The sequence below is a fragment of the Acinetobacter sp. ANC_7654 genome, assembly GCF_056779855.1.
Genome location: NZ_JBWYIR010000004.1, coordinates 184,027 through 207,207, shown reverse-complemented (window position 1 = coordinate 207,207; position 23,181 = coordinate 184,027). Strand labels below are relative to the sequence as shown.

Genomic DNA, 23,181 nt, shown 5'->3' with positions numbered 1-23,181 from the left:
TAACCTTTAACGTGAGCCTTTACTTCGACCAAGATAAGTAGCCACTTTGCGAGCTTGCTGTTGATCTACCCACCAATAATCTTCACCAACAGCGAGTTTGGGTTTAATCTGTGGCTGTTTATACATATTCCAATACGCATACCATTCACGATCATTTCCATAAGTAAGTATCTGATAATATCCAGCACGTAATAAACGATCCAAGACACGTGTATTTAATATTAATTTTTCACGATTAGGTGCATGGATAATACGTTGTATAATTTCATCTATAACGCTATTTTTCACACCAGAAAAATTATAATTTCCCTCTTCATTTGCAGCATGACTACTCCAAAATTGCGCTTGCTCATTCCCAGGATTTAGTGACTGAGGCATCACCATCGTGGTTAAATCAAAATCATATTGACGCATCCGCTGTAAATATTGAGGCATATCGACTTGCCGAATCGAAACTTGAATACCCAATTTTTTTAAATTTCGAATATAAGGCATGAGCGTCCGTTGTAAGCCCTCTTGATGAAGAAGCAATTCTAATTGAATTGGTTTTCCATCACGCGCATGCAAACTACCATTTTTAAATGAATACCCCTGCTCAATTAAAATTTTCCGAGCAGTGAGTAAGCCTTTACGATTGTAACCTGTACCATCAGTGACGGGATATTTCCACGCTTTTAATACCCCTTCTCGTTGTAAAGGATGTAACCGAGATAAATAAGGTTTTAATATTGTTAATTCTTTTGGACTTGGTACTGACTTTGCTTCGAGCTCACTAAACTGAAAATGACTTTGTAAACGTTGATATTGTTGATAAAACAATGCTTTATTTTGCCATTCAAAGTCATAAGCATAGGTCATTGCTTGTCTAAAATAGATATCGTTTAGGGGTTTTTTTCGTGTGTTTAAAACGATACTTTGTGTCGGAGCAGGGTTTTGTAAAGCTACACTATATTTTTTAACCAATCCTGAGTTAAATGCTGGAAAGTTGTATTCCGTCTTCCATTTACGAGCAAATTTCTCTTGGTGAAATGTATATTGTCCAGCTTTAAATCCTTCAAATGCAATGTCCGAACTACGGTAATAAACATATTTAATTTGATCAAAATTATAACGACCGCGATTTACAAGTAAATCCTTAGCCCAATAATGGGGATTACGCTGATAGGTAATACTACGACCAGCATCAAGATTTTTAATTGTATATGGCCCTGATCCTAAAATGGGTTTGAGTGTTGCTCGACTAAAATCTTTAGATTGCCAATCTTTTTTAGAAAAAATTGGCATCTGTGAAAGTATTGCTGGCATTTCAGTATTTCTTTCTGATTTAAATACCATTTTTACGGCATGTTTAGACAGAACCTGAACTTTATCTAAATCAGACAAATACATCTGTAAACCGGGATTGGTTTTGGTTAAATACATTTCAAACGTGAATTTAACATCCTCAGCCAGTACAGGAGATCCATCACTAAATCGAGCACGTGGATTTAAATGAAAAATCACAAATTTTGTTCGGGTTGGATCAAACTGAATTTTCTCAGCCAAAAGTGGATAAAACACATTTGGTTCATCTAATGACTTGGAAAATAGCGTATCGAACAAGTAATTTGTACCTTCAACCCAACTTCCTTGCCCATTCATACCGTTTAGATTATCAAATGTCCCATCAGCCGCTTTCACCAACTTTCCACCCTTTGGTGCGTCTGGGTTGGCATATGGCATCGCATCTAAATTCAGATATTTCGGTTTTGACTGTAAAGCAATATAAGGCGTCGTTTGAAGATTTGCCCATGCACTGATATGAATGGGCAAGAAGAGGAAAATAAACTTTGCTTTTGACAAAGTTGATGAAATGCACATCTCGATATGAAATTCCTGATTGCTTAAGCAGACTTAAGAATGTGGAACTTTAATCGTAGCACCAATCTGTAAAGGTGTGTTTGGTTTCAAACCATTCATTTCTGCAAGCTGATCAATGTCTATACCAAATCGATTCGCAATTCTGTACAGGGAATCACCACTACGGACTTTATAATCTGTGACCACTTCAGGAACTTGAATAATTTGGCCTCTTTGCAATCCAGCACGTAGGTTCAACTTATTTAGATCTGCAAGTTCTTTTGCAGTCATATCAAATCGTGTAGCAATAACATGGAGAGACTCACCTGATTTGACAGCATAATCCTCTGTATCACGCGATTTTGATTGACGGACTGGTGTTTTTTCAGTACTCGCAGCCGCCTTTTCAACATCACCACTTACTTTTAATTTTTGACCAATTTGAAGGACTGATCTCGCATTTAGATCATTCAGCGTAAGTAATGATTGAAGCGGCATATCATATTGTCGCGCAATACTTGCTAAGGTCTCTCCACTCTTCACAGTGTGAGACTCTACTTTCTCAGCAGCCGAATTATTTCGTGTCGAACCCTGCTTAGTTGAAGCTTTATTTTCATCTTCTTTCAAATTCAGCTTTTGCCCAACTTGCAATCCTGCATTTGTTCGCAAGCCATTCATTTCTGCTAACTGTGCGACAGAAAGATTATATTTGCTCGCAATGGCATTCAGGCTATCACCTGATTGAACAACATATTGCTCTGGTAATTTAGATCCCACTGGTACTTTAATGGTTTGACCAACCATCAATCCTTTTTCAATATCCAAATTATTCAGTGTCGCCAACTCAACAACGGTTAACTTATTCGCATTTGCAATGTTGTACAACGTATCTCCTCGTTGTACGCGGTAAGTTTCAGTCTGAATTTCAGGTACAGTTTTAGCATTACTCGCGCGAGTTGTTGATGAAGCTGTAGCAGATTGCACTTCTTCTAAAGGAACATTAATTTTTTGACCCGCGTACAGGCTACTATCAGCTTTCAGTCCTGAGCTTAATGACGCTAACTCTTGAGTCGAAAGTCCGTATCGATCAGCGATTAACTTTAAGTATTCGCCACGTTTAACCGTATAAGATTTCGTTTGAACCTTTGTTACCGCTTGTTCAGTTTTGCTTGATTTAGATGCTTGAGACTGGATTAGATTTAACTTCTGCCCAACCAGTAAATTACTATTGATAGTTAGACCATTCAATTCAGCCAATTGTTGGACACTCAAATCAAACTGGTTTGCAACACTAGTCAGACTATCATTTGCTTTTACAATATAACTTGCTGGCTTTACATCCGTTTTCTGAGCAGATGCTACTGGTTTAGCATCGTACAGATATAGGGTCGCACCTACATATAAGGTTGCATTTGGATCTACTTGGTTCCATTTTGCAATATCTCTCCAACTTACGCCGTTTTTCATTGCAATAATTGCTAGCGTGTCACCAGGGAGTACCGTATAGGTACTACGCTTACCCTTAGGTGGTTCTACAACCACTTCACTTTCAGTTTTCTTAAATGCCTTACCTTGATTAAGCTGGGCTTCCTCAGAAGTAGGCAAAGTACTTTCTGCTACAGATTTAGGATAAGCAAAGCCAACTTTAACTTCTGAACCTTGTCCTGCTGCCACAGATTGACTTGTTTGAATCGCAGTTAATTTAATCTTGCCATCCAACGGATCAACAATCTCAGTACCTTGGGGTGCAATGGCACTAATCTCTCTAACGACTTCCGCTTTTTCTGCTTCAGTGGCCTGTGGTTCAATGACCGAGGCAATAATTTGATCAGAACTCGTAGTTGTTGTGGTTTTTTCAGGTGCAATTGAAGCTAAGATTTTGGCTTTTTCTTCAGCAGTGATTTCTGGTTCTACACGTACAGGTTTAACATTTTGCGCCGGTGTAACAGCAACAGGTATACGAGGTGCGCTTGGCACCACTGCCGAAGCAGCAAAAGCTGCCAATGCATCAGAACCAGAAGGAGTCCTACCCTTCGAAGTTGAAATTGTTGTAGATACTGAAGGTGTTTGAGTATTATTAACTGGCTTCGCTGTTTGAGTTGCCAATACGGAAGCATTTGAAGCTTTTGGTGTATTTACTGTCGTTGTAATTGTGGTTGCTGGCGTAGATGTAGAAACAGGGCTTGAAGCGCTCGCCCATAGACCTGTACTGCTTGGTTTAAGTGCTTTAAGTTTACGATCAATATTTGGATTTAAATCTGCTGGAATTAAAATTCGCTGTGGACTTTGAGGATCAATAATATCACCACGATGCCCTGGATTCAGTTGATAAAGTTCTGCACGACTTAAGCCTGCCAAAGAAGCAATTTCGCTTAAACTCGCACCTGCTGGAACTGGAACTTCTCTAAAGTGAGGACGATTCGCAATTGGTGGTAATCTTACGCCATACTTTTCGGGGGATTTGATAATCTGTGCAACCGCAAGGAAACGAGGTACATAGTTCATTGTTTCTTGAGGTAAACGTAATGACCAATAATCTGTAGGCAAGCCAGCAGCCTTATTACGGTTAATCGCTTGTTGAATACGTCCAGGACCAGCGTTATAAGCCGCTAAAGCTAATTCCCATGAACCGAATTGGTTATATAAACTTCCTAAAAACTCGTAGGCTGCACGTGTAGACTCAACTACATCACGGCGTCCATCATACAAATTGGTCTGTCTTAATCCATAAATACGACCTGTACTTGGGATGAATTGCCACATCCCTGCAGCTGCCGCTGAACTCGTTGCAGCTGGATCATAGGAACTCTCAATGACGGGAAGTAAAGCAAGTTCTGTAGGTAATCCACGGCGCTCTGCTTCCTTTACAGTATGATAAAGATAACGAGAAGCTCGAGCGGATAAACGATCCAGATAAGGCTGACGCGTAATAAACCAACTTCTTTGAGCATCAATCCGTGGATCCCACTTTGTTTCATCCATTTTAAAACCAACGGTCATACGTTTCCAAACATCGCCGTGCTTTAAAATAAGTAAACGATCACCTTCAACTGCACGCATATCAGTTGCAGATAAAAGATCTTCAAGTGAATCTAAACTACTGGCATCTAACATGCCGAGTTGATTCGACTTTTGCGTCTTTGCGGAAGTGGGACTCGCTGTACAGCCAGTCATTACGCCTAATCCGGTTACTGCGGAAGTAATTACTGAAATTTTAAATAAAAAAGTTGCAGATGGCTGCCACACTGCGGTGGTTGTTTTAGACATACAAATTCCGAAAGACGCATAGTAAATTTATTGTATATAAGCCATTTTAGAGGAGCTGGTTGTTCAGGCAAGTCTCTTCTTGATGAGTAATTGCTTATAAATGTTACAAGACATTAAAAAATATCCAGTTATCGCACTGATGTTTCGCATTTACGTATACAATAAAATTTCCGAACTTGATGTTCAACACTTTATTCGATTGATTGGTTCAAACTATGTCTGAAATAACACTTTATGTTGATGGCGCATGTCGTGGCAATCCTGGGCTAGGTGGCTGGGGTGCTTACATCATCACTAAGGATACAGAACATAAAATATGTGGTGGTGAACCTGACACGACTAATAATCGTATGGAGTTAACAGCCGCAATCGAAGGAATTAAATTTTGTCCTGTTGATGCAAAGCTGATCATTTGGACAGATTCAAACTATGTAAAGCGTGGCATTACTGAATGGATCAGTGGTTGGAAAAAGAAAAATTGGAAAGACGTTAAAAATCCTGATTTATGGCAAACTTTGGACCAAGTTTGTCAAGGTCGAGATATTGAATGGAACTGGATTAAAGGTCATGCAGGACATTCAGGCAATGAAATGGCAGATCAGTTAGCTAATCAAGGCGCTGACCAAACGGCTGAACAATTAAAAAATTCCCTGCAAGCGAATGATAAAAAAAAACAGTCTGAAGATTGGTTGCTCAATGATCCGTTTGGTTTAGATCTCAATGATCAAAGTGAAGAAGTTGAAGAAGAAGTGGAAATTGATTTAGCAGAAAATGAAGATCAAGCTGAATACCGCACGGACGAAGTCACCTTTAACTCCTCAGATATTATTAAGACAGTTGATGCACAGGACTTAGATTCTGAATCTGTAGATCAAAGCGTTCCTCAGTTAGCTAAAAAATCGCATCCGCATATTGTGGTCACGCCTGCTCGTTTAAATTTACAAGGACCACGCCAACTGATTTTAGATACGGAAACTACAGGTTTTTATTATCAAGATACAGACCGTATTATCGAGGTGGGTGCGATTGAAATGATCAATCGTAAACTGACAGGAAGTTCAATTCACATTTATATCAATCCCCAAAAACCAGTCGGTGAATCTGAAGCAATTCACGGTATTTCTGATGATTTTTTGAAAGATAAACCTATATTTGAAGAAATCGCTGCTGAACTGTACAAGTACTTAAAAGGTGCAGAAATTATCGCACACAACGCAACTTTCGATATGAACTTCTTAGATATGGAGTTCAAACGTGCTGGCTTTGGTACGCTTTCAGAAGTCTGCGCAGTGACTGATACACTTGCAATGGCAAAAGCGAAACATCCAGGTCAAAAGAACTCATTGGATGCATTAGTGAAGCGCTACGAAGTTCCACAGCGTGATCGTACCTTCCACGGCGCTTTACTGGATGCAGAAATTCTGTCAGATGTTTATTTAGCCATGACAGGTGGTCAAGTTTCATTTGATATCGATGCACTCTCAGCGCATGATCATCATTCTGAAACTGGACAAAATCAGTACCAAAAAATTGAGGTAGATTTACCAATCATTTATGCTTCTGATGAGGAATTAGCAGCACACCAAAAATGGATCGAAGATTACCAAGAAAAAAATGGCGAGCCGTGCTTATTTGCTAAATAATCTTCCATCTGCTTGATTCATTTTGTAAAGTACGATCAGTTCGGCTATATTCATTTAGAGCAAAAATTCCCCTTCTCTGGGCTCTGAGCAAAATTAACGGCCAACATAGGTTTCGATCGATGTCTTATCAAAGTTCAATTTATTTTGACCCTACAGCATTACTTATTGTTAAAAAAGAAATTGATCAAATCATCGATCAGGTCGAAAATACAGTATCAGAGCTTATTGAGGATCAAACACTTCCTTTTGGGATAGATGACGCATTCATTCGACTTGAACAATCCAATCAAGTTTTTGCCATGATCGAGCTTCCTCATCTCGCACAACTTGCACACTACTGTGCGCAAGTCATGTCAAAGATGATGCAAAATCCAACTGCAAAAAACCTGAAATACGCTGCTGCATTAAGTGATGGTACAACGATGCTAAAGCGATATATCGAATTTATTTGCTTACGTGAAGTCGATGTCCCCCAATTTCTCTTAGATACACTTAACCATCTTGAGCGAGTATTGAACATCCCTTGCACAGCTTTGGGTAATGGAATTCAGACCACTCAGAAACAATTAACTTTAACACCGCAAGCTTCATCGAATCAGATTAATTCATCTGATTATTGGAATACACTATATAAAGATTGTTTAATAAAATTAGTGACGCAAAATGAAACTGAAGACGATTTTAATCGTTTTAAACTCATTGTAGATCATATAGCACTGCTCTCTCTTGAAACACCGAGTCAACAATATTGGCTTCTGATGCAAATCGCATTTAATCAACTTGACCAACTCATTCTCAGTGATGCACGCCTAAAATGGTTGGCTAAAGTTGGCAGTCAGATCCGAGAGTTTTTAAATGCACCCCAGTATTTTCAGGTCGATGAAACTGACTTTGCTAATGCTTTAGCGATTTGTATTAGCCAAGAAAACTACGATTCACAAATGCTTCGTGAGTATTTTCAAATCTCGGACAACATTTTGACTGATGTTCAACTACAAATTTTTAGTCGCCATCTGTTTGGACCTGATCAAAGAACAATCGATACCGTTGCTCACTTGATTACAGAAGAATTGAATCAATTAAGGTTAGATATTGAAAGTCACTATCAAAGTTTTACTGACGATCAAATTTTAGATATTCGCTTAAAGCTCTATCGTATGGCAAATATCTTTTTAGTGATGAATCTTAATGAAGCTTATGCAGAAATGAAACTGCAAGCAGATCATTTTCATCGAACCTATATTCAACAAAATGCCGATTTTGCTCAACGATTAATGAACAGCATGCTGTCGGCTATGAACTCTATCGGGATTTTGAAGCGAAATTTTGCACCAACTCGCATTCAACTTGATGTGAATAATATGAATATATCACTGGATCGGTTAGATGATGCGCATGAAACGCTGCAAAAAGAAGCTAGAATTCTCTTGCAAGAACTAGGGGATAAACTTTTTCAAAACAATGTTGTTCAAGACATAAATGATTTATTAAACATCACAACCAATTTAAGACAATTAAGCGGTGCTGCTCTATTTCTTGATGCTCAAATATTAAGTAATGCGCTAAAAAATAGTGCTGAGGCGGTTGAACACTATTACGATATTCAGAAATCACTCACCCCCCAACAACTTCAGCACATTCTAGATGTGCTTGCCAGTCTAGAACTTCATCTTGATGGCTTGAAGTATGATTATCCTATTCATAAATCAGTATCTGAGACTGCACTCATCAGCAGTCAAAAAATTAAAGCGGTTGCCTAATGTCTGAACTCTCTGTTGCTTATATTTTTAAACAACATCAACTTATCGTCGATGAAAACTTCCAATTACCACGTGTTGAACGTTTAGAGAGTGATCTGATTTTCCAATCTGGTGATCAAGTAATTGCACGAGATCTACATATTGAAGAAGCAATTCCTGAAGGTTATCAACTTGTGCCAATTCGACAGTTGATCACTCAATGGTCTAAGCAACAATTTGAACAAGCGAGTCGAGCAGTTCAATTATTAGAATGGCGTCGTAATCATAAATTTTGTAGTCATTGCGGTACAGAAACGGATGTGCACCATTCAGAATATGCCATGATCTGCCCAGCATGTAATTATCACCAATACCCTCGTGTTCAACCTTGTGTTATCACCGTAATCACACGAGGTGATAATGAAATTTTGCTGGCGAAAAATGCAAAAAATAAATCCAATATGTATGGATTGATTGCAGGTTTTGTCGAAGTTGGTGAAACTTTAGAAGAGGCTGTGCAACGCGAAACCATGGAAGAAATTGGTCTAAACGTTAAAAATATTCAATATCTTGCCAGCCAACCTTGGCCATTCCCAAGTAATTTAATGATTGCTTTTCGAGCCGAGTATGATTCAGGTGAAATTGTGCTTCAAGAAGATGAAATTAGTGATGCCCAATTCTTTAAATTTGATGACTTACCAGAAATTCCATTTGCAGGAAGTATTGCGCATGCCATGATTCAACATGTCATTCACAATACTCCTTTCAAATCTGAATAACTCAAATCCGAATCGTTATAGATTTATTTGAAGGACTCTTCTAAAACTTTCAGGATGAGAGATCGAGTTTTGAAGAGTCGATCAAATAATGTGGCAGTTGTTGCCATGATTGATACATGTCCAGTACGAGGCACCCGAATGAGCTGGCTATGATTCTCTACAGCTAACAGTGCTTGATGCATCTCTTCAGAATTATGATCTTTTACCAACGTATCTTGATCTGCTAGAAAAATATAGTGCTGAATATTATTTTTCTCTACAAAATAGTATGGCATCACCGCTTTGAAATTTACTGCTTTATCGAATGCATGTTCAGATAAATGATCACCTAGATAGTTAAAGTGATAGGGTCCAGCCAAACCAATCAACGCTTTAATTCGATCTCGTCCTTCAAAGTCAATGAATGAAGGATGGTAAATCAGTGACATCACATTAAAAGCACCAGCAGAATGTCCGATAAGCGCTATTTGATCTGCACAAATACCATATTTATCAGCACTTTTGATTAAATATTGAATTGAATCTGCAAGGTCAGTTACGTAACGAGGAAAAATATGTTCTGGCGCCAGATGATAGTTTATTACGGCGAGGTTATATCCAGCACGTGTCAAACTTTCTCCAAGAAACTTGTAATCGTCCTTACTTCCTCTACTCCATGCACCACCATGCACGAATATAACTAAAGGTTTATTCGCTGGCGCTTGGCAAACATAAAGATCCAGTCGTTGCCGAGCTTTAAGACCATAAGCAATATTTCTTTTTACAGAATAGCCTTTATTTGAGGTCAATTGATTTAATGCCAAACCACCCAAATTATATGGGCGAAAAGCATTCAGTTTTTGATTCAACTGGGTAAGTTTTAACTGAACTGATTTCGGAAAAAATTGCGCAATCTTATTCGACATTATTGGTAACTAACACCAGCATCAGGATCAATTGCAACGGGTGTTTCAACATAAGGTTGAGTACTCACCGCTGAAGGGTTCATAAGTGATGATGATTGAACACCTGCGCCTACTTGAGCAGATTCCACGTTATCAATCAAAGTAACAATTTTCGTGACATTCCCTACTCGTTGTAAAACTTCAATGAGATCTTGCTCTTCAGCTGTATTTAAGCGTCCCATCACATATAACACGCCATCTTCAGTATGAACCAAGACTTTACTGTCTGAAACAACTGGCGCACGCATAATTAAGCCACGTGTATTCGCTGTCGCAGTCGCATCTTGCATGATGGTAGAGTAACCAATTTGAGGACCAACTGTGATGTAATTATGAATAGATTTCACATCACTCATCGCTCGAACGTTATCTTCTGCTAACTGTTTCAAATGCGCATCAGGCACTTGACCTGTTAACAAGACATTACTGTGAAAGCTATTCACATTGACTCGAGATTGTTTAAAACGAGCATCCAATTTGTATAAATTGATCTTTGCTGTACGTTCAATTGAAGAGTCAATAAATACCTGACCTAAAGAACGAGCTCCACTCACCACCCCAACTGGTTCTGCGCCAGTTCCACCTGAAATAAAACTTGCACAGCCTGAAAGACTAGCAACACACGCCATCGAAATTACAATACGCTTCAACACTCAATCCGTCTCCTCGTGAAACTTGAATTTTTTCTATTGTTGGAAATGGCTTAGCTCATTCGGTTCATAGATTAATCAAGTCTGCATTTATTGTAAATGCATTTTCAATCCACTCGAGATCATAATCCATATCAGAAATTTCATGCTGTAACGGTTTTGCAATTTTTTTATGAAAATCAAAACAAAACACATCAAAACGATAATAAAACTCTGTATAGCTTGGAAATTTTTGAAGAAATGACATTGCTGTTTTCGCAATTTTAATTTGCTTGCTCGATGATATTGATTCTAGTGCTGAAGCATAGGTTGTTTTTGATCTGGCTTTGACCTCAACAAATATAAGCTCAAGATCACGTTGAGCAATCAGGTCTATCTCACCATAACGAGAATGAAAATTTCGAGCCAGCACAATATAACCCTGTGAGATCAAGACTTTTTCAGTTTGGTCTTCAGCCCATATACCTAATTGTTGAGAACTCATCCATTTAAGTCCTCTTAAATATTTTTTAATCTAAACCATGTTTTCTCGAAGCACGCAGGTTTTCTTTCGATCCGATGCTCTTTAAAACTCAAGTGCCCAGTCTGACCTTGAATTGATATTTGATCAGGATTCTTCGTTTTCAACATCAAATCCGCCAAACGCCAAACATCTTGACCGAAGGCATTGAGACGTTGGAATGCAGCAGTATTTTCTGTTGTTTGATTAGGTTTTTTTAAAAATTGAACCATGACTGGAACATCACAGAATTTAGTTCCCTTCGGAATATCCATATTATGATCAATAGCAAAAGCCTGAACATACAAACGTTTTGAAGGCTTATTCTTCAATGAGTTGATCCACGCCATACTGCCTAAAAGCAACACACCTTCATTTGACTTTATATCAGGCAATTGTTGGACTAGAGAAAATTTACCATGAAAATTTTTAAACACGGCATTTACAAAGCTTAAGCTCTCAGACTCAGTACCAGACTCACGCAAGATATAGAGATGCTGAACTCGATCACTTTCAATCTGTTTAATTAAAACTTGAGCATCATCAGTTTTCGATAAACTAAACTGCCACACTTTCACATGTTTTGAAGGAACTTCATTCAGTGCTAAAACAGGAATTTTAAGTGGTTCTTTCATTATTGCTTCGACATCCTGTCTCGCTAGTGGACCAATAATAAGTTTGGTGTTTTGACTGACTTGCGTCTTTAGGATCTCTTTTAATCGTTTTTGATCCGAATTGACATATCTTATTGGTATTTCACTGTTCGACTTTTGATAAGCCTCATCAATACCATTTTTAATACTATTACTTGCTCGCGCCATAGGGCCTGAATCAGGTAAAATAACCAATACTTCCGCTTGGGCTTGGAAAATCATTCCACATAAGCCAATACCAATGAATTCTTTTTTTATTCTTAATAGATCCAACATGGAGAAACCTTATGAGTGCTCAGTTATTTGTTGTAGCGACGCCAATTGGGCACTTAGATGACATGACTTATCGAGCAATTGATGTTTTAAAGTCTGTCTCTCTTATCGCGGCAGAAGACACACGTCAGTCCGCTCTTTTAATGAAACACTATAATATCTCAACTCCGCTTACAGCGTGCCATGATCACAATGAAAGTAACAAAATTGATATAATTATCGATAAGTTAAAAAATGGTGAAAATGTTGCACTCGTCAGTGATGCAGGTACACCATTGATTAGTGATCCTGGTTTTAAATTGGTTCGTGCAGCTCAGGAGCATGGTATTCGTGTCGTTCCTGTTCCAGGTGCATGTGCAGCTATTGCAGCATTAAGCGCTGTAGGTCTACCCAGTGATCACTTTAGTTTTGAAGGATTTCTATCTTCGAAACAATCACAACGTCTTATTCAATTAAATAAACTGAAAGACAACACGCATACCATGATCATCTATGAGGCACCACATCGAATCCTAGACTCTGTAACGGATATGGTCTCTGTGTTCGGGGCTGACCGTGAAGTCGGGTTTGCACGTGAAATTACCAAAACCTTCGAAACAATCAAAAAAATGACCCTTGGAGATTTACAATCATTTATTGCAAATGATCATCACCAGCAAAAAGGTGAAATTGTACTGGTCATTGCTGGAGCAGCCACTGAAAAAGACATGCAGCAAGAAGAATTAGACAAATTACTCAATCGTTTATTGCAAGATTTATCTGTAAAAGCAGCATCTCAACTTGCAGCTGATCTCACCGGAATCAAAAAGAAAGTCGCATATCAACGCGCGCTAGAGCTCAGTGGTGCGAATGATTAAGCAAAATAAAAAAAGCACCATATTGATGGTGCTTTTTTTATTAATCTTTTATTGATTCATCAGGTGGAACTTCAGTAATACGACCACCACGTGCTAGAAAAGCAGCAACTTCATCTTCCAGTGCCTGACGTTGTTTGAGTTTAGCTGTCACTGTTAATGTTTCAGCTTCCGCGACATCGGCATCAGATACAGTAACGTCACTTACGGCCGCACCTTTTTCTGCTGCTTGTGATTCATTTTCGTCTACAACACTGTCTTCGTTGTCATCAAAATCATTTGCGTCTGTCATTTCAAACTCCCCATCAATGTTTTCACGCACCTGATTGGAACGTGCTTTGATTTTTAGAGAAATGTATCAAGCTCTTTATCTTTCGCATAGTATCTAAAGCACCTCATTTGTATATTTTTTAATCATATTAGTAAAAAAATATATACTGATGATTCTTTTTAGATCAGATTTCAATTCACTTGATATCTTGTATTACTGAGCTGACTCAAACCATTCGCTTGCGACATAAACGCCGATTTTAACGCACTGATATTTTCAACTTGTTTCAAACCAAAGTTTCTCGCCCAAACAATAGGAAAAACAGGAGCAGATTCCATCCACCCAATCATAGACATACTATGCATCATGGCATCGTTTTGAAATTTACGGCGATGCTCATATTTCAATAAAGTTTGCTCATGAGCCCAAACGCCACGTGCGTAGTCCGAAAGTAGCGCATCGCATAGAATTGCTGCATCTAGACAACCAATATTCACCCCCTGACCAGCAAGTGGATGAATAACATGGGCTGCATCACCAATTAGCGCTAAGCCATCTTTAATATAACGTTGAGCAGCTCGTGCTTTCAGTGGGAATTTTGCTCGAGGCGTTGCGGCTAATACTTTGCCCAACATATGATGACTCTCTCGTGTCAGTAATTGTACAAAATCTTCATCTGAGAGTGACGCAAATTCGTCTGCATAATCATCTGGTAAAGTCCATACAATGGATTGCCAATGACCATATTCTTGATCTTCTAAACTTGCCATTGGGAGAAAAGCCAGTGGCCCTGTTTCTAAGAAGATTTGTCTCGCAACATGTTGATGCGCTTGTTCCGTCTTGATTGCACAGCTAATACCAGCCTGATGATAATCCAAAACATCCAAATCAATCATGGCTTGTTCACGTACGAATGAGTTTGCACCATCCGCACCAATTAAAAGTTTCGTTTTCAATTGAGTTTGATCAGCGAGATGAAGAATCCAACAACCATTTCCTTGCTCAATACGTTTCACTTGAATCTGAGTACGGTAATCATCAATCTGGTCGATCATCATGCTCTGAATCGCAAGGTTCAAGATACTTGGTTCGACCATTGAACCTAATATTTGTGCTTGATCAGGTTTAGAATGCGCTGATGTTCCAAAATTGATTTCACCAAAGCCATTTTTGTTCCACACCTGCATTCCCGTGTAGGGTTGTTGACGAGCTAACTTTCCCCATACATCAACATGCTTAAGCAAATGAATAGTGGCTTGACTCAATGCAAGTACACGAGGATTCAATGATTTTAAGGTCTTCTCGTGATCCAATATCGGTGCTGCATCAAGTACAGTCGCTTGAACTCCACCTTTAGCCAACAATAAAGCCGTTAATCCACCAACTAAACCACCGCCCACAATCACGACATCTAAAATAGCATCATTCATGCTTTTAACCCCATTGCATAATTGGCAACGAGTGGCTTAATACCTGGAATATTTTCAAAGCACATTAGACCTGTATTTCGCACAAATTTTAGGATTGGATTTTGATTACTAAAGCCTCGCACCACAGAATCACAAAACTTGATCACACGTTGCTGATCTTTGAGTCGAGATTTTTCATACTCTTTCAGTACAGCAGCTTCACCTAAATCGGCATTTTTGATGACTTGTTGTTTTAAATATCGGGTCAATACATATGCATCACGCATACACAAATTAAAACCCTGACCTGCGACTGGATGAATCGTATGAGCAGCATTACCCATAAGTACAACTCGTCCTACTGCTTGTTTTTCAGCCAAAACCTGAGACAAAGGAAAACTAAATCTACGTCCAGTTTTCTCAAATTTTCCAGCTCGATCGCCATACGTTTTTTGAAGAGCATCTAAAAAATGCTGATCATTTCCATCACCTAGCCACTCTCCCTCAGTACCTTTAGGCACTGGCCAAACAACAGAGCGACGGTATTCACCAGGTAAAGGCAACAATGCTAAAGGACCAAGTGGGCTGAAACGTTCAAAACCGACATGGGAGTGAGGTTTGGATGTCTGCACTGTAGTGACAATCGCCACTTGATCATAATCATACACTGATGCACCAACACCGAGTGCTTTTCGACAGAAAGAATCACGTCCATCTGCTGCTATGACTAATTTGGATTGAAACTGCAAATGTTCATTCGCTTTTAATGCTGCAAGATAAGCTAAATTCTCATCCTGTTTAAGCGACGTCACTTGAACACCATCAATTAACTCAATGAGTGGATTTTTTTTGACCTCTGATAACAATACTCGTCCAAGCCATGCATTCTCAATCACTTGACCAAAGCTCTCTACTTTCTCTTGAGCCGCGATTAAACGTGCCTTACCGAAGCTTCCTTCTTCTGTGATATTTACTTCTAAAATAGGCGTTGCATATTGTTGCAGTGAATCCCAAATTTCCAATTCTTGATAAATTTGCACGCTTCGACGTGACAGCGCACTATTACGGGCATCAAAACTTGAATGATATGGTGCAAGGTTAGCATCATCATAGTTAGGATAGCTGATCGCCTCTAACAATTTCACTGCAATGTTAGTTTTAGCCAGCATAAGAGCAAGGCTTAATCCGACCATTCCACCACCGACAATGATGACTTCTTGTTGCATGTTTTGATCCTTATAAAAGCAAGCAATAGCTGCATACACATAAATTCTTAATCAAATTCATCTTACAATAAAGTTTTTACTTTTTATAATGAATTAGCGTTATTGAAGATGAAGCCATAATTCATTTTTCAATATTGAATATGACATTAAAAAAAAGCCGATGTTTCCATCGACTTTTTAGATTTGTGAAAATGGTTAACTCGCCATCAAGGCTTCGATATCTTCAATGGTTTTTACTACTTTAGCAGTCAGGTTTCTCGGTCCATCTTGAGTGACAACAATATCATCTTCAATGCGAATACCAATCCCTCTCCATTTTGGATCGACAGTTTCATCATCAGGGGCAATATATAAACCTGGTTCAATGGTCACCACCATACCTTCTTGATATGTTCGCCATTCTCCATCGACTTTATATGCCCCTACGTCATGAACATCCATGCCTAACCAGTGACCAGTTCCATGCATATAAAATTGACGATAGGCTTCTGTCTCAATGATTTCATCGAGATCACCCTGCATGATTCCAAGATTAAGCAAGCCTTGCACTAAAATACGAACAGCAACGTAGTGTGGCTCTTTATAAGAGTTACCAATTCTAACCGCATCTATTGCAGCGATTTGTGCATCGAGCACTATTTTATAGAGCGCCTTTTGTTCAGGATTAAATTTACCATTTACTGGAAACGTCCGTGTGATATCTGACGCGTAAAATTCATATTCACAAGCTGCATCTATTAAAACTAAATCGCCGTCATTAAGTTGTTTGTTATTTTCAACATAGTGCAATATACAAGCATTTTCACCACCACCCACAATACTGTTATACGATGGTACACAACCATTTTTACCAAAAATATAATTCAGCTCCGCTTCTAAAGCATATTCCATCATTCCTGGTCGTACAGATTTCATCGCTTGCGTATGTGCTTGAGCAGAAATATCAGATGCGATTTGCATTAACTCTATTTCTTTTGGCTCTTTGTGTAGACGCATCTCATCTAAAATTGTATCTAACTGAATCAATTGTGTCGGTGCAGCGGTACCACGTCGGCTTTCACCACTTGCTTCTGCAATCCATTTTGTAATTTTTGCATCAAAACTGGCTTGTTGACCAATTCTATAAAATAATCTTTCTTTTCCTTGAAGCTTTGCGATGATTTCTTCGTCTAGTAGATCAATCGCATAAGCTTCATCCGCATCATAATCATCGACTGCACCATCAATCCCTGCACGGTAACCTGTCCAGATTTCCATCTCTCGATTGCGTTCACGACAAAATAAACTGTAGGTATAACCTTCTTCTTCAGTATCAAATGTTTCAATTACAGCAACTGCTTCAGGCTCTGCAAATCCTGTTAGATAAAAAAAGCTGCTATCAGCGCGATATTTATAATCAGCATCACGATTTCTAAACATTTCTTCACGTGTTGCAATAATTGCAATGCTTCTTAGGCCTATTTCAGCGGCTAATTGATCACGTCGTTTTTGAAAATCTGATTGAGTAAGTTTCATATCTTTTCTGCAGCTTAGGCTATTTAATTTAAGAAAATACAGTACTACTTATATGTTAAGTAGTACTCTTGATTAAATGTAATCAACTTGGTCGATGAGGTGTAAACATCTCAACGACACTTTGCTCATTTTTTTTCGAAATTGTTGGTTTTACATGTTTCAGTAATGAGCTTTCTTCAACAGCAATCTTGGTTCGTCCAACAGATAAACTCACTGGAATTAATCGAACAAATTCATAAAGTTCTTGATAGCTAATTTCACCTTCTTCATCATTATCAGAATCTTCAAACTCGACTGCTGCAATATCTTGCAAGTGTTCAATCAACTCAGCTTCATCAGCACGAATATGCCCAGACGCTAATCCAAACCCCAATACCACTCCTGCACACCAATCTGCTAAAGCTTGAACACGCTCAGACAATACATGTTCATCATCAGGCAAAATGGGTAAATAATCTAATTCATCTTCTGATAAAGCATGCGAAACATCTTCAGATTCCTCAGCCAGTAAATTAAGCGCAGTAGGTTCTAATTGAGGCACATTCAATGTAGACAAAATTTGTATCCACTCCTCATGAGATGGCGGTTCAGTTACACAAACAATACCTGTAAGTAGACCATGTAACTCACTAGGACTAGTAATTTCCTCAATTGAACCGAATTGTTGGTTCCAATCTGTCCAACCTGAAATATCGTCTTGCATTCGCTTTTCCAATCTCTATACTTCTGTATATATTACCTTTGATTGCGAAACTACGCGACCTCGTTATGTTAGAACAATTACAGCGTTTACAAACGCATTTAGGCACGCTTAAACATCGTTTGTCCGAAACCGAACAAATGAATAGTTCTCTTGAAGCTAAGCAGAAAGAACTTCAGGAAACTCATCAAACTCAAACTGCTCAAAAAAATAGCGTCATCACTCAAAAGCAAGAACAGATTGAAAGTCTAAATGACAAATACAATCAATTGGATGGTATTTATAAAACTTTAAATCAAGATGCTACTGCTTTAGCAGAACGTTATAGTCGTTTAGAAAAGAGTTGTACTGATTTAAAAAATAGATTTCAGGAAATCTTGGCTGAAAGGAATGAGTTGAGAGTCATCAAAGAAAAAATGTTGGCTGAACAACGTCAAGCTCAAAAAGAAATTGATGAATTGAAGGCTGAAAATCAACGTTTAATCAAAAAAAATGAACTCGCTAAAACTAAGGTTGAGCAAATCATTCAACGATTGGCCATTTTAGGTACTGATCAAGATCATCATGCCCAAGAAATCCAACAATTAGAAAATCCGGCTGAACAAAATGAGGAAGCATAATTATGTCTGAAGTCGTTACAGTCGAGTTAAGACTAATTGAACAAACATTTAGACTTTCAACCACTCAAGATCGGAAAGATGATTTACAACGTGCTGGTGATTTGCTGAATGAGAAATTTCAAGAATTTCGTAGAAAAGCACCTAACGTAGAACACAATAAGCTCGTTATCATGGTGGCTTTAGAGCTTATGCAAGAAGTTTTAACAATGAACAAATCCTTACAAGAATATTCTCATTGTGAACGCTTACTTGCAACAATCTTGGAAGACGTTGAAAAAACTGTATAAATTTGATCTAAGTTTGCACAGTCAGTTTTACTGAGTGAATTATCACGCAAATAATGGGTACACCAAGGTTTGCCAATCTCACTCATTTCGTTATACTTAATTTAACTCTGGGATGTTCGCCAGCGGGTCTAATCCCCTGCCGATACTTAAACTTATGGATTGTGTTCTGTATATTTAGAGCGTATGCCCACCTCGAGTGGGAAACCCAGCAAGTATACGTCGCGTCCACCTTGAACTCGTCGGGTTCAGGGTAACGACACATGCAGCGGCATCTCCGGAGTCTTTATTTTATTTTTTCTTTTTTCTTATTTTTGAATAAACATCCTTGCGCTTTATCCCAAATTAATAATCAATATTAATAATTTTTGATTTTTATCACATTATTTTCACTATAAACAACTTATTAAACACTAATCTAAAACAAATATACTTAACTCTCAATATTATTTAATTATTTAAACCTATTGCTTTATATATATTTAACAATATAAAAAAATTGACATATTATTTGTAAATTTGGTTAATAATGACCTAGTAACTTTTCTAAAATTTAAATTATTATTCCCCATAATAGAAATTACACAAAAAGTATTTCATTTTAATGTCTTCTTATTGTTTAAAGACTTCATATTATTAGTCAAACATTATAAACAATGAGAATAGATTTATATTTAAAGGAAGAGAATATGTCTAAATTAGCAAAATTGGCTGGGGTTGCGAGTATTGCTGCAATACTAAGTGCATGTGGTGGTGGAAGTGAATCGAAGCTTGACACGCCAAATGATAATTATATTAAACCAGGCGATGTGAGCTCTACATTTATACCTTTTAAAGATAAGGATTTTTTAACAAAACTTAAAGAAAAGCTTGGTTTTTCAGAATCTTTGAATGTCATGGATGATCGATTTAATCAAGCATTAGGACATATGATTGGCGAAACATTGGGTGATGGACCCATTACTCGTACAGGTAGAGTAATTGAATTAACAGATCAAGGAACAAGTGCATTTACAATTTTTAGAAATTCAATTTGTACTGAGCTCACTAAAAGTGGAACTACTCAAACAATCAAGCTAAAAAGTGGTAATGATTCTTGTGCAACTAGTTTCGGCAAGGAAGTCGTAACATTTAAAGGAGGATCTATTTCGCTTACTGAAACATTAAGCTCTACCACAGTTGAGTTTAATAATGCGCTTTATACACCGTGGACTGATACATCTAAACTATATTTAGTCACTGGTAAAATTGTAAAAGATACAGTTGGTTCTAATGGCGCAATTTATTCTGTAAAAGATCCTTTAAAATTCCAAATTGTAGATAAAAATAACCCTAGCACTACATTGGAATATATGGGGCTACAGGATTATGAATACCGTTTTTTTGATGATCAATTACAAAGTGTGTCAAGTAAAGGTACAATCGTTGGCCAACCTAAAGATGCTAATTTTTCATATGCATTTAACTTCAGTGTAACTCAACCATTCGAAAAAGAGTGGTGGAGAATTTACCCGAAAGCAGGCGGTAAGTTAGAAATTATTGATGAGTACAATCAAAAGATTGTCGTTGAACAAACTAAAGATTATTCATCATCCGCATCAGTTCGCTTTAACTCAGGCGTGCCAACTAATGTATCTTGGAGCGATATCGTTAAAAAGAAATAGGCATAAAGCCCCCATCTGGGGGCTTTTTTAACCATTTAATTCCATGTGTTGCGCGTTCTCTGACATTCTAAGCTGCTCATAATGCACTGGATCATATGCGCATGCACTTATCAACAAAGTATAAGTAACTACTGCGATAAAAATTTTCATCTCACATTTACTCATGAACCAATATGTGGGTAATTTAAAGCATGGCTAAAAACAAATAAAACCGATTAAAATTATAAAAACCATCTATTTTTTTAGATTATTAGTTACTCATCTTGAAGCGCACACTCATAATTCTTAGGATCATCACTACATCGTATCTTTTTAAGGATAGACATCATTTCAGGATGATAATGCCCTTCTTTTGTCATCTGAATTCTAGCTTCGCGCATAATTTTCAAATATCCAGGTTTCTCAGCATCTCTAATATTCATCCAAAATTTAGGATCAATTTTAGATTCAGTTTGATCAATAAATTTATAAGCTGGTGTTAATTGCTTGGAAATAATCTCCCTTGCTATGGGCCCCATTCCAGCAGGAAATTTATTTCGATGCATAATCAATGTACCCGTCACTTGAACCAGTGGAAAACGAATAATTGCGCCTCGTACCTCGCCCTTGTTTGTCATTCCACGATAGAGTTCCAAAGGTTCAAATAAGATTGCAGGTGCTGCGATAATATCAACTTCCTTATTGTTGAATTTTCCGCCTACAGAAGTTAAATCCACTGAAACTGGTTGAGCACCAACATTTTGGACTAATTTTTTTTGGGTTGCGTCAAAACTCATTACAGCAACTTTTTTCCCAGCTGCTTTAGATAAAGTATCAATTTTACGATCATTTACCATAATATAAGCAGCACCTAAAGGCACAATACCGACAACCTCATAATCCTTATTGACCATTTTCGAGTCAAATTCAGGTCTTGCTAACAGCTGAATCACTTTAGTCAGTTGTTTATAGTTTTGAACTGCACCTATTGCATCAATACTTCCAACAAAAGAGTTGAATTGCTTAGCACGTAAATTACTTATTCCAGCACCATCACAACGTTTACTTCTAAAGTCTTCAGTTAAAACCCGTTCATCTGTATAGACTTTTAAATTAACTTCAGTGGATGTTTTTTGCTTTAATTTTGGATAATTCAAATCTATCTGCATTTGTAGCTTAGCCGTACGATTGACCGTCATTTGCACGCCGAAATCTTGAGCAACTTTAGCAATTCGTGGTAATTCACTCATATAGCTCGTCGCCTGCTCAAATGCTTCACCATGAGCACCGCTCGGTGAATACACACATAAGGTGACTTGTTTCGGAATCTGTTGCCAAACTTTTGGATCATTCAGTAGTTTTTTTATTTTATTCACAGAATGGCTGGACAGTGATAAATCCAACTTAGAGCTAGTTTGAGCATTTACATGATTTGTGATTAGACCAGAAAGACTAATTACTGTCGTGAGCATAACCATACGATAAGCATGCTTGCTCTTTTTAAATAGACTACCGTTTTTTTTATTTTTCATTATCGTTCCCTTTTCTATTCTTTATGATCAGAGCTTCATTGATCTGATAGAGTTCAGCTTATCGGCTTCAATTAAAAATTAAATTGACCCCAATCTTTTATTTGTTACACCTAGAGTAAATGAAAAATATACTATCGAAAATATTCAAATCAGGTTGAATAAACCTGAGTAAAAATCGATAAACTACTTACCCTTACACATGCACTTAGATTGGTACAGTTTGAAATGCAGTTGCAGACACAACTTTTAAGAAAAAATCTACGTTCTCGTAGAAGACAACTCTCAATTTTTACGCAACGACGTTCTGCTTTTCAGATTTTGTCAAAAATCCAATCTCATTCTAAATTTAAATCTGCACAAAAAATTGGGATTTATTTAGATGCATTCGGTGAAGTTCAAACACATATCCTAATCATGCATTGCTTTTCAAAGCATAAAGTCGTCTATCTCCCAAAAGTCTCCAGACTTGATTCAACTTTAAAATGGGTTCCAATTTCAAAGCATCAATATCTAAATAAACGTTTTACTAAACATAAATTAGGCATGTATGAGCCTATGCATAGATTGGGGCAAAATGTAAAACAACTTGATGTACTGTTGATGCCCCTTGTTGCGTGTGATCATCATGGAACACGTATGGGTATGGGAGGTGGCTTTTATGATAGAACGTTAAAGCATGCGAGCAATCACCCCTATCGCATCGGTTTAGCGCATGACTTTCAATTAATTTTAGATCCTTTAAATCGCCAGCCTTGGGATCAGCCATTAGATGAGTTAATCACCCCTAAAAAACGATTAAAATTCAAACGGAGAATATTAATTCACCCTAAATCCAACTGAA

At 37.8% G+C, this 23,181-nt stretch carries 20 protein-coding genes and 1 other RNA gene; 9 read left to right on the top strand and 12 right to left on the bottom strand.

Going from position 1 to position 23,181, the window contains the following annotated elements; translation table 11 throughout:
* Positions 1 to 6: 6 nt before the first annotated feature.
* Both AC1M86_RS06865 and AC1M86_RS06860 read right to left on the bottom strand, forming a co-directional pair.
* Positions 7 to 1,854: an extracellular solute-binding protein gene (locus AC1M86_RS06865; RefSeq protein WP_481607615.1), complete on the bottom strand. Its 1,848-nt coding sequence runs from the start codon at positions 1,852 to 1,854 to the stop codon at positions 7 to 9.
* A gap of 39 nt (positions 1,855 to 1,893) precedes the next feature.
* Positions 1,894 to 5,106, bottom strand: coding sequence for a LysM peptidoglycan-binding domain-containing protein (locus tag AC1M86_RS06860; protein WP_481607599.1), 3,213 nt, complete (start codon positions 5,104 to 5,106; stop codon positions 1,894 to 1,896).
* A gap of 215 nt (positions 5,107 to 5,321) precedes the next feature.
* On the opposite strand from AC1M86_RS06860, the gene dnaQ reads away from it, so the two are divergent.
* The 3 genes from dnaQ (at position 5,322) to nudC (ending at position 9,267) form a co-directional block, all read left to right on the top strand.
* Positions 5,322 to 6,749, top strand: coding sequence for a DNA polymerase III subunit epsilon (gene dnaQ, locus AC1M86_RS06855; protein ID WP_481607598.1), 1,428 nt, complete (start codon positions 5,322 to 5,324; stop codon positions 6,747 to 6,749).
* Between the two features lie 119 nt (positions 6,750 to 6,868).
* The gene (locus AC1M86_RS06850; RefSeq protein ID WP_481607597.1) at positions 6,869 to 8,509 is read left to right on the top strand and encodes a chemotaxis protein; all 1,641 of its coding nucleotides are present in this window, start codon (positions 6,869 to 6,871) and stop codon (positions 8,507 to 8,509) included.
* Positions 8,509 to 9,267: an NAD(+) diphosphatase gene (nudC, locus tag AC1M86_RS06845; RefSeq protein WP_481607596.1), complete on the top strand. Its 759-nt coding sequence runs from the start codon at positions 8,509 to 8,511 to the stop codon at positions 9,265 to 9,267. The genes AC1M86_RS06850 and nudC overlap by 1 nt, the downstream gene beginning before the upstream one ends.
* A 23-nt stretch (positions 9,268 to 9,290) precedes the next feature.
* Here the strand turns inward: nudC and AC1M86_RS06840 are convergent, their stop codons facing one another.
* From AC1M86_RS06840 to AC1M86_RS06825, 4 genes are all read right to left on the bottom strand, one after another.
* Positions 9,291 to 10,172, bottom strand: a complete 882-nt coding sequence (locus tag AC1M86_RS06840; RefSeq protein ID WP_092766808.1) for an alpha/beta hydrolase — start codon at positions 10,170 to 10,172, stop codon at positions 9,291 to 9,293.
* On the bottom strand, positions 10,172 to 10,864 hold the full coding sequence (locus AC1M86_RS06835; protein WP_035266827.1) for a BON domain-containing protein: 693 nt from the start codon (positions 10,862 to 10,864) through the stop codon (positions 10,172 to 10,174). Before AC1M86_RS06835 ends, AC1M86_RS06840 begins: the two co-directional genes overlap by 1 nt.
* 64 nt (positions 10,865 to 10,928) lie before the next feature.
* Positions 10,929 to 11,345, bottom strand: coding sequence for a YraN family protein (locus AC1M86_RS06830; RefSeq protein ID WP_481607595.1), 417 nt, complete (start codon positions 11,343 to 11,345; stop codon positions 10,929 to 10,931).
* Between the two features lie 14 nt (positions 11,346 to 11,359).
* Positions 11,360 to 12,289, bottom strand: coding sequence for a penicillin-binding protein activator (locus tag AC1M86_RS06825; protein ID WP_481607594.1), 930 nt, complete (start codon positions 12,287 to 12,289; stop codon positions 11,360 to 11,362).
* An 11-nt stretch (positions 12,290 to 12,300) separates the two neighbouring features.
* Here AC1M86_RS06825 and rsmI point away from each other — a divergent pair, with 11 nt between their 5' ends.
* On the top strand, positions 12,301 to 13,143 hold the full coding sequence (gene rsmI / locus AC1M86_RS06820) for a 16S rRNA (cytidine(1402)-2'-O)-methyltransferase (protein ID WP_481588939.1): 843 nt from the start codon (positions 12,301 to 12,303) through the stop codon (positions 13,141 to 13,143).
* 40 nt (positions 13,144 to 13,183) lie between these two features.
* Here rsmI and AC1M86_RS06815 read toward each other — a convergent pair whose 3' ends face one another.
* The 5 genes from AC1M86_RS06815 to AC1M86_RS06795 form a co-directional block, all read right to left on the bottom strand.
* The gene (locus AC1M86_RS06815) at positions 13,184 to 13,432 is read right to left on the bottom strand and encodes a hypothetical protein (protein ID WP_035269751.1); all 249 of its coding nucleotides are present in this window, start codon (positions 13,430 to 13,432) and stop codon (positions 13,184 to 13,186) included.
* Between the two features lie 170 nt (positions 13,433 to 13,602).
* Complete coding sequence (locus AC1M86_RS06810; RefSeq protein WP_481591808.1) at positions 13,603 to 14,841, bottom strand: FAD-dependent monooxygenase; 1,239 nt, start codon at positions 14,839 to 14,841, stop codon at positions 13,603 to 13,605.
* On the bottom strand, positions 14,838 to 16,046 hold the full coding sequence (locus AC1M86_RS06805) for an FAD-dependent oxidoreductase (RefSeq protein ID WP_481607593.1): 1,209 nt from the start codon (positions 16,044 to 16,046) through the stop codon (positions 14,838 to 14,840). Before AC1M86_RS06805 ends, AC1M86_RS06810 begins: the two co-directional genes overlap by 4 nt.
* A gap of 195 nt (positions 16,047 to 16,241) precedes the next feature.
* Positions 16,242 to 17,561: a Xaa-Pro aminopeptidase gene (gene pepP, locus AC1M86_RS06800; protein WP_481607592.1), complete on the bottom strand. Its 1,320-nt coding sequence runs from the start codon at positions 17,559 to 17,561 to the stop codon at positions 16,242 to 16,244.
* An 82-nt stretch (positions 17,562 to 17,643) separates the two neighbouring features.
* Positions 17,644 to 18,264 (bottom strand): UPF0149 family protein, encoded by a 621-nt coding sequence (locus AC1M86_RS06795; protein ID WP_092766815.1) that lies wholly within the window; start codon positions 18,262 to 18,264, stop codon positions 17,644 to 17,646.
* 65 nt (positions 18,265 to 18,329) lie between these two features.
* Here AC1M86_RS06795 and AC1M86_RS06790 point away from each other — a divergent pair, with 65 nt between their 5' ends.
* From AC1M86_RS06790 to AC1M86_RS06775, 4 genes are all read left to right on the top strand, one after another.
* The gene (locus AC1M86_RS06790; RefSeq protein WP_035269763.1) at positions 18,330 to 18,881 is read left to right on the top strand and encodes a hypothetical protein; all 552 of its coding nucleotides are present in this window, start codon (positions 18,330 to 18,332) and stop codon (positions 18,879 to 18,881) included.
* A 2-nt stretch (positions 18,882 to 18,883) separates the two neighbouring features.
* On the top strand, positions 18,884 to 19,168 hold the full coding sequence (locus AC1M86_RS06785) for a cell division protein ZapA (protein ID WP_180027932.1): 285 nt from the start codon (positions 18,884 to 18,886) through the stop codon (positions 19,166 to 19,168).
* Positions 19,169 to 19,269: 101 nt separating this feature from the next.
* A non-coding RNA gene (ssrS, locus tag AC1M86_RS06780) (6S RNA) lies at positions 19,270 to 19,453 on the top strand.
* 401 nt (positions 19,454 to 19,854) lie between these two features.
* Positions 19,855 to 20,829: a hypothetical protein gene (locus AC1M86_RS06775; RefSeq protein ID WP_481607591.1), complete on the top strand. Its 975-nt coding sequence runs from the start codon at positions 19,855 to 19,857 to the stop codon at positions 20,827 to 20,829.
* Positions 20,830 to 21,083: 254 nt separating this feature from the next.
* Here AC1M86_RS06775 and AC1M86_RS06770 read toward each other — a convergent pair whose 3' ends face one another.
* Positions 21,084 to 22,340: a putative solute-binding protein gene (locus AC1M86_RS06770; protein WP_481607590.1), complete on the bottom strand. Its 1,257-nt coding sequence runs from the start codon at positions 22,338 to 22,340 to the stop codon at positions 21,084 to 21,086.
* Between the two features lie 225 nt (positions 22,341 to 22,565).
* Between AC1M86_RS06770 and AC1M86_RS06765 the strand changes: the two genes are divergently transcribed.
* Positions 22,566 to 23,180, top strand: coding sequence for a 5-formyltetrahydrofolate cyclo-ligase (locus AC1M86_RS06765; RefSeq protein ID WP_481607589.1), 615 nt, complete (start codon positions 22,566 to 22,568; stop codon positions 23,178 to 23,180).
* The last annotated feature ends 1 nt before the right edge of the window (position 23,181 follow it).